We start from the raw sequence: 9,226 nt of genomic DNA, 5'->3' as shown, positions 1-9,226 counted from the left end.
ATTTCCTGGAGGGAGGAAGGGTGTGTGGCCCACGCCCCCCCCCCCCCCCCCCCCCCCCGCCCCCCCCCCCCCGACCGGCACCGCTCCCGGGTGATCACAGCCGCCCGCGGGCACCGTAAGGTGCCTCCATGTCTGCGACGTTGAACGCGGGGAAGACCCGTGCCGCACTGCGCACCTCGGCGCGCATCTCCGGTGAACTGCTGCTGGTCCTGGTGGCCGCCGCGGTGGTGCTGTGGGTACTGGGCCGCATGTGGTCGGTGGTCTGGCCGCTCGTGGTCGGTCTGCTCCTCACCACCCTCACCTGGCCCCCGGCCCGCTACCTGCGCCGGCGGGGTATGCCCCCCGCGCTCGCCGCGACCCTGGTGACCGTGCTCTTCCTGCTGGTGGCCGCGGGCACCGTGGCGCTGATCGCGGTGCCCGTGGCATCGGAGTCCGGCAAGCTGGGCGAGGGCGTCGTCGAAGGCGTCCAGAGGCTGCGCGAGTGGGCCGCCGGGCCGCCGCTCAACATCGACGACGCCCAGATCTCGGACGCCTTCGACACCGCGACCGCCCGCCTCCAGGACAGCGCCGGCTCCATCGCCACCACCGCCGTCACCGGCGTGAGCACCGTCGTCAGCGGTGTGGTCACGGCCGTACTGGCGCTCTTCCTGATGTTCTTCTTCCTCAAGGACGGCCCGCGCTTCCTGCCCTGGCTGGGCCGTCAGCTCCCCGGCCGGCTCGCCACCGACATCCCGGCCGTGGCCGAGCGGTGCTGGCTCACCCTGGGTTCCTTCGTGCGCTCCCAGGCGCTCGTCGGCCTGTTCGACGCCGTACTGATCGGCCTGGGCCTGTGGATCCTGGACGTACCGCTGGTGCTTCCGCTGGCGGTGCTGACCTTCGTGGCCGCGTTCGTGCCCATCATCGGTGCCCTGTTCGCCGGACTGGTCGCGGTACTGATCGCCCTGGTGTCCAACGGACTGATGAACGCGCTGCTCGTCCTCGCCCTGATCATCGTGGTGCAGCAGCTCGAGGGCAACGTGTTCCAGCCCATCATCCAGAGCCGCGGCCTCGGACTGCACGCGGCCGTCGTGCTGCTCGCGGTGACCCTCGGCGGCAGCCTGGCCGGCATCGTCGGCAGCCTGCTCGCCGTACCCGTCGCCGCGCTGATCGCGGTCGTCTGGAACTATCTGCGCGAGCAGCTCACCGACCCGCCGCGCGAACCGGCGGCCGGCGGACCGGCCACCTGACCGCCACACGGCCCCGCACCGAGAGGAAGCCCACGTGACGTACGACCTCACCGCCCTGCGCGCCCAGGTGCCCGCGCTGGCCGCCGGCACCACGCACTTCGACGGCCCAGGCGGCACCCAGACACCGCGGCCCGTCATCGAGGCGATCAGTGCCGCGCTGTCCCGGCCCCTGTCGAACCGCGGCGGCCTCCTGCCCGGCGAACGCAACGCCGACACCGTCGTCACCGAGACCCGCCGCGCCATGGCCGACCTCCTCGGCGCCGACCCGGCGGGCATCGTCTTCGGACGCAGCGCCACCCAGCTCACCTACGACTTCTCCCGCACCCTCGCCGCCGGCTGGCGACCCGGCGACGAGGTGGTCGTCACCCGGCTCGACCACGACTCCAACATCCGCCCCTGGGTCCAGGCGGCCGAACGCGCCGGCGTCACCGTCCGCCGCGCCGACTTCGACCCGGACACCGGCGAACTCACCGCCGACCACATCCGGGCCCGGCTCACCGGACGCACCCGGCTGGTCGCCGTCACCGCCGCCTCGAACCTGATCGGCACGATCCCCCCGATCGCCGAGATCGCACGGATCGTCCACGAGGCGGGCGCCCTGCTGTACGTCGACGGCGTGCACTACACCGCGCACGCCCTCGTCGACGTCGAGGCGCTCGGCGCGGACTTCTTCGTCTGCTCCCCGTACAAGTTCCTCGGCCCGCACCACGGGGTCCTGGCCGCCCGTCCGGCGCTGCTGGAGACCCTCCGCCCGGACAAACTGCTGCCCTCCACGGACACGGTTCCCGAGCGCTTCGAACTCGGCACACTGCCCTACGAGTTCCTCGCGGGCACCCGCGCGGCCGTCGACTTCCTGGCCGGCCTCTCCGGGCAGCCGGGCGGCGACCGCAGGGAACGGCTCGCCGGGGCCTACCGGCTGCTCGAGGAACACGAGGCCGGGCTCCGGGACCGGCTCGAGAAGGGCCTGGCGGCCCTCGACGGGGTCACCGTCCGCTCCCGCGCCGCCCGGCGCACCCCGACCCTGCTGATCACCTTCGACGGCCACCGCACGGAGGACGCCCACCGCTTCCTCGCCGAGCGCGGCGTCCACGCGCCCTCCGGCAGCTTCTACGCCCTGGAGGCGTCCCGCCACCTCGGCCTCGGGGACACCGGCGGCCTCCGCGTGGGCCTGGCCCCGTACACCGACGTCGAGGACGTCGACCGGCTCCTGGCCGGCCTGGCGGACTTCCTGGCGCGGCCGGCGCATGGGTGACGGCACCGGCCTCAGCTACCCCGCCCGCGGCGCGACCTCCCCCGCCGCCCCGCGCTGGGCGGCGTCCCCGCCCGGATTCCGCCGGTACGAGAGAACGGTGACGATCGGGCACGGCGAGGACACCTGGACGGCCGCCGGGGACGCGGTGGCGCGCTGGGAGATCAAACGCCGCAGCGGCTTCGGCGTCGCCCCGGCCGACGGAGGCGCCATCACGGTGCGGGAGGGCGGACGCTACACCATCACGGCGGGGCCCGGCCGGTTCGCCGTCCGCGAGCCGGTCGAGGTCGTCGCCGTGGTGCGGACCGCGGACCGCTGCGGCTTCGCCTACGGCACCCGCTGGGGGCACCCGGTCAGCGGGGAGGAGGCCTTCATCGTGCACCGGGACGGCGACGGCCGGGTCCTGCTGACCCTGCGCTCCCTGACCCGGGCGGCACCGGCGGGCCCCTGGCGGCTCCTCTTCCCCCTGCTGCTCCTCCTCCAACGCGGCGTCCGCGCCCGCTACCTTCGCGCGCTGCGATGAACGCCGCGCGGCGCCGCGCCGCCCCGTGCGGCGTGGCATCGTGGGCGCATGACCGTCGAAGTCCGCCCCGCGACCGCCTTCGAGGACGTCCGTGCCGTCCTCGGTCCCAAGTCGCCCGGGGCGAACGTCTGCTGGTGCCTGAGCCACCGCGTCCCCTCCAGGCTCAACCAGGAACTGCGCGGCCCGGCCCGGGGCGAGTACGTCGCCGAACTGTGCCGGACGGGAACACCCATCGGCGTCCTCGCCCACGACGGCGACGAGCCCGTCGGCTGGGCCGCCGTCGCCCCGCGCGCGGACACCTCCTTCGCCCGCAACCGCAGGATCCCGCACGTCGACGAGCTGCCCGTCTGGTCCCTGTGGTGCATCCGCGTGCGCCCCGGTCACCGCAAGCAGGGCATCTCGCACGCCCTCATCGCCGGCGCGGTCGACTTCGCCCGCGCCCACGGCGCCCCCGCGATCGAGGCCTACCCCCTCGACAACGGAGACGCCCGGGTCGACCTGACGATGGCGTACGCCGGGCTCCGGAAGAACTTCGAGCGGGCCGGCTTCACCCACGCCGCCGACACGACCTCGGTCCTGTCCGGCCACCCCCGCGTCCTGATGCGCCTCGACCTGCGCTGACGCGGACGCGGGCAGCGGACGTCAGGAGTACAGCGCCGCGATCTCCGCCGCGTACGCCTGCTGCGCCGCCTGCCGTTTGACCTTGAGCGAGGGGGTCAGCAGTCCGTTCTCCTCGGTGAACTCGCCCTCGACGAGGGTGAAGGCGCGGATGGACTCCGCCCGGGAGACGGCCTCGTTGGCGTAGTCCACGGCCTTCTGCACGTCGGCGCGCATCCGCGGGTCGCGGACCACCTCGGACATCGGGGTGTCCGCGGGCAGCCTCCGCACCGCCAGCCAGTGGGCGACCGTCTCGGGGTCCAGGGTGATCAGCGCGGCCACGAAGGGCCGGTTGTCGCCGACGACGAGGCACTGCCCGACGGGCGGGCGGCTGCGCAGCCGGTCCTCCAGGACGGCGGGGGAGACGTTCTTCCCGCCGGAGGTGACGAGGATGTCCTTCTTGCGCCCGGTGATGGTCAGATAGCCGTCCTCGTCGAGGGATCCGAGGTCACCGGTGGCGAACCAGCCGTCGTCCAGCACCTCGTCCGTGGCGGCCGGGTTGTTCCGGTACGCGCCGAAGACGATGCCGCCCTTGATGCGCACCTCGCCGTCGTCGGCGATCCGGACCGCGGTGCCGGGGACCGGCAGGCCGACCGTGCCGGGGCGGGGGCCCAGCGGCGGGACGATGGTGGCGGCCGCCGTGGTCTCGGTCAGGCCGTAGCCCTCGTAGACCATGATGCCGGCCGCGTAGAAGAACAGGTTGAGGTCGCGCTCCAGGGGGGAGCCGCCGCTGATGGCGTACCGCATGCGCCCGCCGAGTTCCTTGCGGACCCGGCGGTAGACCAGCAGGTCGTACAGCGCCCAGGCGGCGTACAGCCCGGGGCCCGGGCCCTTGCCGCGGCCGAGGAACCGGTTCAGATGGGCCTCGCCGAAGCGCACCGCGACGCGGTGGGCGCGCTCGAAGGAGGCGCCCCGGCCGAGCTTCTCTGCGGTGGCCCGGCCGGTGTCGTGGATCTTCTCGAACAGGTAGGGGACGCCCACCAGGAACGTCGGGCGGAACGCCCTCAGCTTGGGCCGCAGTTCGTCCGGTTTGATGCTCGGACAGTGGCCGATCTCGATACGGGCCATCAGACAGGAGATCTGCAGCGTGCGGCCCAGGATGTGGGCGAGCGGGAGGAACAGCAGGGTCGAGGCGACCTGGTCCGTGACCTCCTTGAAGATCGGGTGCAGCAGCTCGACCGTGTTGGCGGCCTCCGCGTACAGGTTGGCATGGGTGAGGACGCAGCCCTTGGGACGTCCGGTGGTGCCGGAGGTGTAGCAGACGGTCGCGACGGTGTCCGGGGTCAGGGCCGTACGCCGCTTGGTGACCTCCTCGTCGGGGACGCCCTCGCCGAGCGCGGTGAGGTCGGCGAGGGCGTCCGCGTCCAGTTCCCACAGCCGCGGGGGCGTGGCATGGGCGGCGGTGCCGGCGCGGACGGTGGCGGTGTTCTCCGGGGTCTCCGTGATGGCGTACTGGGCACCGGAGTCGCGGACGATCCACTCCACCTGGTCGGCGGAGGAGGTGGCGTAGACCGGCACGGTCGTGCCGCCGGCCGCCCAGATCGCGAAGTCCAGGACCGTCCACTCGTAGCGGGTGCGGGACATCACCGCGACCCGGTCGCCCGGCTCCAGCCCGGCGGCGACCAGGCCCTTGGCCACGGCGGAGACCTCATGGGCGAAGGCCGCCGCCGTGACCGGGCGCCAGACGCCCCGCTCCTCGCGGCGCAGCACCACCGCGCCGGGCGCCTCGGCCGCGTTGGTGAACGGGATGTCGGCGGTACTGCCGGTGGCCGGCCGCGGGGCGAGGACCGCCGTACGGGCCTCGCGGACGACACCCTTCTCGTCCCGGACCGTCTCGACCCCGGTCCGCACCGTGAGACCGGTGCGTCGTTGTGCCCGTTTCAGATCCTTGCGTACGCCCATGACGGCTCCCGGTCGCGGCTGATGCGGTCGTGCTGATGCTGCCGTACTTACTTACTCGGGAGTCAACTTACCGGTGCGTAAGGACGAGTCAATGGGCCGGGGTCAGTCCAGCCGGTCCGCCGTCCGGATCGCCTCGGCCAGCTCGCGGATGTTCTCGTCCTCGGTCCGCTCCGCCAGGGAACCGGCGCGCTCGGAGAGTTCACCGAGACCGGGGGCGCCGGGCAGGGCGCTGTAGCGGTGGTCGGAGGAGCGCAGGGCGTCGGCGAAGTAGGCGGCGGTCGCGGTGACCGCCAGACCGCGCCCCGCGCGCCAGACGGAGCCGGCGAGGGCGCCGGTCTCCAGGTCGCCCGTTTCCTCGTGCGGGGTGCGGCTGCCGGGGTCCAGCCAGCGCACGGTCGCCGTCGCCAGGTGCCCCTCGGCGCCCGGACGGGTGCGCACCGCGTACAGGGCGGTCACGGTGTGACCGGGTCCGACCTCGCCGCCGTCGACGCCGTCGTCGCGGAAGTCCTCGTCGGCGACCCGCCGGTTGTCGTAGCCGACCAGGCGGAACTCGGCGACCGTCTCCGGATCGAAGGCGACCTGCGCCTTGGCGTCGCGGGCCGTCAGCCGGATGTTGCGGGGAAGCTGCTCGCAGAACACCTCCCGGGCGTCCTCCTCGTCCGACACGTACACCGTGTGGCCGTCGCCCCGGTCCGCGAGCCGCTCCATGAGCGCGTCGCCGTAGTCGCTGCCGACGCCCACGCCGAACAGGGTGACGCCGTGCTCGCGGCGGGAGTCCGCGATGCGTTCCAGGATCGCGTCGGCCTCCGTCTCCCCGGTGTTGGCGAGAGCGTCCGAGACCAGGACGACCCGGTTGGTGGCGCCCTCGCGCAGCCCTTCGACGGCGGTCTCGTAGCCGCTCTCCACGCCCGCGCCGAGGTTGGTGGAGTCGGTGGGTTCCAGACTGTCGATGGCGTCGTGGATCTCGCCCCGGTGGCCGCCGAGCCGGGTCATCGGCAGGACGGCCTCGGCCTCGTCGCTGAAGGTGACCAGCGCGACCGAGTCGTCGTCGCGCAGCCGGTCCGTCATCGTGCCGAGGGACTCCCGTGCGAGATCGAGACGGCCCGGTTCGGCCATCGAGCCCGAGACGTCGATGACGAAGGTGAGGGCGGCGGGCGGCCGTTCATCGCTCGGCTCGGCCGTCCGGGTGGCCAGGCCCACCCGGACCAGTGACCAGTCCTCCCGCTCGGTGCGGGCCCCGTCCACGGTGACCGTGAAACCGTCCCCGCCGGGACGTTCGTAGTCCTGCCGGAAGCTGTTGACGAACTCCTCGGGACGGACGGTCGACGGGTCGGGCAGCCGGCCCTCGGCGAGGGTGCGCCGGGCATAGCCGTACGAGGCCGTGTCGACGTCCAGGGCGAAGGTCGACAGGTAGTCGGGCGCGGGGGCGACCTCGCGGGAGTCCTGCTCGCCCTCGTCGCGTTCACCTCCGTACTGTCCGCCGGGGCCGGTGCCCCGGTCGGGGGCGGGCAGCGGCGCGGAGCCGCCGCGACCGCGGTCGTAGGAGGAGTCGCTCGCCTTGGCCCCGCCGTCGCTCCCTCCGCCGCACCCGCTGATCAGCAGTGCGCTCGCCGCCGTGAGTGCGAGCAGCACCCCGGCCGGCCGTCGTGCCCCGTGCCGCTTCATCGTCCGTGCCCCCTCGGTTGGTTGACGCCGACTCCAGTGACTGTGACGGCGGGGCGGGCCGGAACGTGCGGTACGAAGCGTTGCGGGTGAGTCTCGAAGTGGGCACGGAGCGGGCCCGCCGAGACCGGTAGGTGATCCTTCGTTGACCTGCGGACGTACGCCGCCGGGGCCGAAACGGCGCCGGGCCAGGGCGAACGGCGCGCGTGCGCACGTTATGCGCCGACGGCGCGCGGACGCCGCGCGCGACCGGCCCGCGACGGCTCCGGCGGGCCGGGCCCGCACCGGGGCACGGCCGGGCGGCCGAGGCCCCCGGCATGCGCTGCGTGGCCGGCGACGGCCGGCGGTTCGCCGCCGTGGCGGTGACGCGTCGACGGCCCGCCGGCCGCTACGTGATCGCCGTCCGCGGCCGGAAGTGACCACCCCGGATTGCCGTCCGCGGCCGGAAGGGACCCCGCAGCCCCGCCCGCGGTCGGGGCGCGGCCTGGGAACACTGTTCGGGGTCGGAAGGGCCTCCGGAATGCCGTCCGTGGGTGGGGTGTGGCCTGGGAACACTGTTCGGGGTCGGAAGGGCCTCCGGAATGCCGTCCGTGGGTGGGGTGTGGCCCGGGAACACTGTCCGGGGTCGGACGGGATTCCGGAACCCCGTCCGTGGTCGGGGCGCGGCCCCGGAACACCGTCCGCCGGAGGCCGTGGTCCGGGACCGTGGGCCCGGTTCCGTGGCCGATGGCGCCGGCTCCGGACGGCAGGAGGGTGGCGCCGTGTGCACGGGCCGTCCGAACCGGGGCCCGGGCGCCGTAGGATCGGGTGGTCTCGTGGGGGGTGGTCATGGTCAGGCGGCGTCCGGGCACACCGACGCTCGAGGAGGTGGCCGCGCTCGCCGGGGTGGGACGGGGCACCGTCTCCCGCGTCATCAACAACGCGGCGGGCGTGAAGGATTCGACCCGCCGTGCCGTGCAGCGGGCCATCGCCGAACTGGGCTACGTCCCCAATCTGGCCGCTCGCTCACTGGCGGGCCGGCGTGCCGACGCCGTCGCCCTGGTCATGACCGAGCCGGACTGGCGCATGTTCGGCGAGCCGTTCTTCTCGGAGATCGTCCGGTCCGTCGGCGACGCGCTGACCGACACCAAGGTGCAGCTGCTGCTGACCCTGGTCCGTACGGACGCCGAACGCCGGCGCTTCGTGGAGTACGCGCGCGGCGGCCGGGTGGACGGCGTCATGCTGATGTCCGTGCACGCCGAGGACCGGCTCCCCGACATGCTCGCCGAGGTGGGACTGCCCACCGTCCTGCTCGGGCGGCGATCGGGCGACGAGGGCGTGACCTACGTGGACGCGGACAACGCCGGGGGTGCCCGCAGCGCGGTGACGCACCTGCTGGACTCCGGCCGCCGCTCGGTCGCCACCGTCACCGGGCCGCTCGACATGTACGTGGCCCAGTGCCGGCTGCGCGGATACCGCGAGGCGCTGCGGCGGGCGGGGGCAGGGAGCAGCCCTTCCTGGATCGTCGAGGGCGACTTCTCGGAGGACAGCGGGCGCCGTGCGACGGCCGAACTCATCGAGCGCGCACCGGAGATCGACGCGGTGTTCGCCGCCTCGGACACCATGGCCGCCGGAGCGCTGAACGCCCTGCGCGCCGCGGGCCGCCGGGTGCCCGAGGACGTCGCGGTGATCGGGTTCGACGACTTCCCGCTGGCCCAGCACACCGACCCGAAGCTGACCACGGTGCGGCAGCCGCTGGAGGACATCGGCCGGACCATGGTGCGGCTGCTCCTGGAGGAGATGGAGGACTCGGCGGTGGCCTGGCGGCACGTCATCCTCCGCACCGAACTGGTGCTCCGCGGCTCGGCCTGACCCGCCCCGCCCGCCCTGCCGCACACGGGCGGGCCCGACCCGCTCCCACCGGCCTGCCGCACATGGAGCTGGCCCGCCCCGCCACCGAATGTTTTCGGGAGCGCTCCCGTCGCCGAGCCGCTCGTGGATCACCTCGCTGACCTGCGGCTTCGAAAG

The 9,226-nt window shown here is 73.9% G+C and carries 7 protein-coding genes; 5 read left to right on the top strand and 2 right to left on the bottom strand.

Features of this window, described 5'->3' with window-relative positions; all coding sequences use genetic code 11:
* Positions 1-128 precede the first annotated feature (128 nt).
* From ACZ434_RS30435 to ACZ434_RS30420, 4 genes are read left to right on the top strand one after another with little or no spacing between them, the layout of a single operon-like run.
* Positions 129-1,226, top strand: coding sequence for an AI-2E family transporter (locus ACZ434_RS30435; RefSeq protein WP_468461524.1), 1,098 nt, complete (start codon positions 129-131; stop codon positions 1,224-1,226).
* A 34-nt stretch (positions 1,227-1,260) separates the two neighbouring features.
* Complete coding sequence (locus ACZ434_RS30430; RefSeq protein ID WP_468461522.1) at positions 1,261-2,478, top strand: cysteine desulfurase-like protein; 1,218 nt, start codon at positions 1,261-1,263, stop codon at positions 2,476-2,478.
* Positions 2,471-2,998: a DUF1990 family protein gene (locus ACZ434_RS30425; protein ID WP_468461520.1), complete on the top strand. Its 528-nt coding sequence runs from the start codon at positions 2,471-2,473 to the stop codon at positions 2,996-2,998. Before ACZ434_RS30430 ends, ACZ434_RS30425 begins: the two co-directional genes overlap by 8 nt.
* A 48-nt stretch (positions 2,999-3,046) precedes the next feature.
* Positions 3,047-3,619, top strand: coding sequence for a GNAT family N-acetyltransferase (locus ACZ434_RS30420; RefSeq protein WP_468461518.1), 573 nt, complete (start codon positions 3,047-3,049; stop codon positions 3,617-3,619).
* A 21-nt stretch (positions 3,620-3,640) separates the two neighbouring features.
* Here the strand turns inward: ACZ434_RS30420 and ACZ434_RS30415 are convergent, their stop codons facing one another.
* Complete coding sequence (locus ACZ434_RS30415; protein WP_468461516.1) at positions 3,641-5,557, bottom strand: AMP-dependent synthetase/ligase; 1,917 nt, start codon at positions 5,555-5,557, stop codon at positions 3,641-3,643.
* A 102-nt stretch (positions 5,558-5,659) separates the two neighbouring features.
* Entirely contained in the window at positions 5,660-7,222 is a 1,563-nt protein-coding gene (locus ACZ434_RS30410) for a vWA domain-containing protein (RefSeq protein ID WP_468461514.1), read from the bottom strand.
* 825 nt (positions 7,223-8,047) lie between these two features.
* Here ACZ434_RS30410 and ACZ434_RS30405 point away from each other — a divergent pair.
* Positions 8,048-9,070, top strand: coding sequence for a LacI family DNA-binding transcriptional regulator (locus ACZ434_RS30405; protein WP_468461512.1), 1,023 nt, complete (start codon positions 8,048-8,050; stop codon positions 9,068-9,070).
* Positions 9,071-9,226: the final 156 nt, after the last annotated feature.

The organism is Streptomyces sp. NPDC030893 (assembly GCF_055571535.1).
This window is presented reverse-complemented; position numbering and strand designations above follow the sequence as displayed.

Excerpts from the sequence above, each read along its gene's own strand:
- ACZ434_RS30435 (WP_468461524.1), top strand. The coding sequence starts at position 129 with ATGTCTGCGACGTTGAACGCGGGGAAGACCCGTGCCGCACTGCGCACC.
- ACZ434_RS30425 (WP_468461520.1), top strand. The coding sequence starts at position 2,471 with ATGGGTGACGGCACCGGCCTCAGCTACCCCGCCCGCGGCGCGACCTCC.
- ACZ434_RS30420 (WP_468461518.1), top strand. The coding sequence starts at position 3,047 with ATGACCGTCGAAGTCCGCCCCGCGACCGCCTTCGAGGACGTCCGTGCC.
- ACZ434_RS30415 (WP_468461516.1), bottom strand. The coding sequence starts at position 5,557 with ATGGGCGTACGCAAGGATCTGAAACGGGCACAACGACGCACCGGTCTC.
- ACZ434_RS30410 (WP_468461514.1), bottom strand. The coding sequence starts at position 7,222 with ATGAAGCGGCACGGGGCACGACGGCCGGCCGGGGTGCTGCTCGCACTC.
- ACZ434_RS30405 (WP_468461512.1), top strand. The coding sequence starts at position 8,048 with ATGGTCAGGCGGCGTCCGGGCACACCGACGCTCGAGGAGGTGGCCGCG.